The following is a 1,987-nucleotide window of genomic DNA, read 5'->3' as shown; positions in this document are numbered from 1 at the left end:
GCCCCGCCCCACACCCCGAGCAATCAGCTCACACGCCACCCGAGTCGAGCGATCATCCAGATGCGCATACGACCACTCCACCCCCTCACCAACCACCGCCACCGCACCCGGCGACCGCTCCACCTGAGCCGCGAACAACTCCACCAACGACCCGCCCGACACCGGCCGCGCCGTCTCGTTCCACCCCTCCACCACCAACGACCGCTCAACCCCACCGAGCACATCGATCTCGCTCAGCCGCCGCTGCGGATCGGCCGCGATCTGCTCCAGCACCCGTACGAAACGCTCGGCCAGGGCCCGCCCCGTATCCGCGTCGAACAGGTCGCAGGCGTAAAGGATCGATCCGTCCATCCCGGATGGCGCGCCGTCCTCATCCAGCTGCTCGGCCAGGTCCACCGACAGGTCGAATCGGGCGCCCGGCGATGCGGGCGGCAGTCCCTCGACGTGCAGGCCGGGCAGCTTCCATTCGCCGTCCGACTGCAGCCGGTTCTGGACGCCCACCGACACCTGGAACAGGGGGTGGCGGCCAAGCGACCGGACGGGATTCAGATCGTCGACCAGTCGCTCGAAGGGCACGTCCTGGTGGGCGTAGGCATCGAGGTCGGTCTGCCGCACACGTGCCAGCAGTTCGGCCACGGTCGGGTCGCCACTCAAGTCGGCGCGCAGCACCAGCGTGTTGACGAAGAAGCCGGCGAGGTCGTCGAGCGCCGCATCGCCGCGGCCCGCCACGACGGTCCCGAGCGGGATGTCGGTGCCCGCGCCCATCCGGGACAGCAGCACGGCCACCGCCGCGTGGGCGACCATGAACATGGTCGCGTTCGCCTGCCGCGCGACCTCCAGCAGCCGGGCATGAGTCTGCCCGTCCACCTGCACCGATGCCGCCTCGCCCCGGAACGAGGCGGCCGCCGGCCGCGGCCGGTCCGTCGGCAGCGCCAGCTCCTCCGGCGCCCCGGCCAGCGCCTCGCGCCAGTAGCCGAGCTGCTCGCTGATCAAACTCGCGGGGTTGTCGAGCTCGCCCAGGACCTGGCGCTGCCAGAGCGCGTAGTCGGCGTACTGCACCGGGAGCGGCTCCCACCCGGGCGCGCTGCCCTGCTGCCGGGCGGCATAGGCCACCTCGAGATCCCGCGCCAGGATGCCCATCGACCAGCCGTCGACGGCGATGTGATGCGTGACGAGCAGGAGGACGGCCTCGGACGGGCCGGTCAGCAGCAGCTGTACCCGCCATGGCAGCTCGGTGCCGACGTCGAAACGCCGGGCCACGTAGCCGCGGATGTGCTCCGCGACCTGGTCCTCGGTGCTCTCGACCGTCTCCAGCGACGGACGTCCCGCCGAGCCCTGCAGCACGTGCTGCCGCGGGATTCCCTCGGTCTCGGGGAAGACGGTACGCAGGCTTTCGTGCCGGTCGGCCACATCGCCCAGCGCGGCTTCGAGCGCCGCCACATCCAGTTCGCCGGTGATCCGGAGCGCCAACGGCAGGTTGTAGGCCGCCCCTTCGCCCGCTCCCTCCAGCCGGTTGAGGAACCACATCCGCTGCTGCGCATACGACAGCGGCAGCACCTCGGGCCGCGGCTGCGGCCGCAGGGCGATCCGGCTCTCCCTGTCCGTACCGTCCGCGCCGTCCACCAGCCGGGCCAGCCCGGCGGCGGTCGGCGAGGCGAACAGCCCGCGAATGCCGAGCTCGGTGTCCAGAGCTGCTCGGATACGGGCGATCAGGCGCATGGCCAGAAGCGAGTCGCCGCCGAGGTCGAAGAACGACGCCTCGGGGCCGACCTCTTCCAGGCCCAGCACCTCGGCGAAGAGGGCGCAGAGCGTGGCCTCGAGGGGGGTCGCGGGACTGCGGCCGGCTGCTGCACCGGCGAAGTCGGGGGCGGGGAGGGCGGTGCGGTCGAGCTTTCCGTTGGGGGTGAGCGGCAGGGCCTCCAGGGGGACGACGGTCGGGATCATGTACTCCGGCAGGCGGGAGGCGGTGTGCTCGCGCAGCTGCGTC

The 1,987-nt window shown here is 71.9% G+C and carries 1 protein-coding gene; it reads right to left on the bottom strand.

The window, feature by feature from the left end; genetic code table 11:
• Positions 1–1,987: condensation domain-containing protein (locus tag G5C51_RS41685; RefSeq protein ID WP_240930288.1), on the bottom strand; the 1,987-nt coding region annotated here is incomplete at both ends.

The organism is Streptomyces coryli, from assembly GCF_011044975.1.
In the GTDB taxonomy this organism is placed as follows: Bacteria; Actinomycetota; Actinomycetes; order Streptomycetales; family Streptomycetaceae; genus Streptomyces; species Streptomyces coryli.
The sequence above is the reverse complement of the archived record's forward strand: the minus strand, read 5'-3'. Positions and strand labels throughout refer to the sequence as shown.